Origin of the sequence: Pantoea rodasii (genome assembly GCF_002095465.1) — a bacterium.
In the GTDB taxonomy this organism is placed as follows: Bacteria; Pseudomonadota; Gammaproteobacteria; order Enterobacterales; family Enterobacteriaceae; genus Pantoea; species Pantoea rodasii.
In genome coordinates this window covers 1-708 of the sequence record NZ_MLFP01000066.1, presented here as the reverse complement: position 1 = coordinate 708, position 708 = coordinate 1, and the positions used below count along the sequence as shown (strand labels likewise).

Here is a 708-nt window from a genome sequence, read left to right as displayed (position 1 = left end):
GGAAAATATTGTCTTAGCAACCTGTTCGTATTTTCATTTGAGCCACGTTGCCAGGGAGATTGAGGATCACAGAAGTAAATCTGGATGTCTGTTGCTACAGTAAACCGGGTGTGGCTGGTCATTTCAGCTCCCCGATCCCAGGTTAATGTTTTATATAGCTCAACAGGTAATTCCCGGGCTTGTCTGATGAGTGCAGATATAACCGTTATGGTCTTGTTGTCCCTGATTTTGGCTAACATAACAAAGCGGGAATGGCGTTCTACGAGGGTGACGATATAGGAGTTTTTCGAGCCCTGGATCAGATCACCTTCCAGTGACCAGGGATGGCTCTGTCTGAGGCTTCCGGTGGCCTTTCGCTGATAGGTATCGCATTCGGGATTTTCCCTAATCCTTTCCCTTTAAGTGATGACGTTCGGGATCTACGAACCGCTCTTCCGCTTCTGAGGCATTGCTGCAGCTCTTTTTTTAATGCCCCCCGGGTTTGTATAAAAAGCGTTTTATAAATCGTTTCGTGTGACACATGCATTTCCTGATTATCCGGATAACAGCGTTTCAGCCAACCGGCGATCTGTTCCGGCGACCAGTCCTGATGCATCTTCTCTGCAATGATTTTACACAATGTGGGGCTTTCAATTAGCTTGCAAGGTTTTGGTCTCAGAGCATTTTCCCACGCAGCAGTATCGGCTTTTGCTGCACGGTATTGCTTGG

The 708-nt window shown here is 47.2% G+C and carries 1 pseudogene; it reads right to left on the bottom strand.

Annotation, left to right across the window (positions count from 1 at the left end):
- Positions 1–708, bottom strand: a pseudogene (locus HA45_RS23360) (IS30 family transposase); the annotation flags it as partial.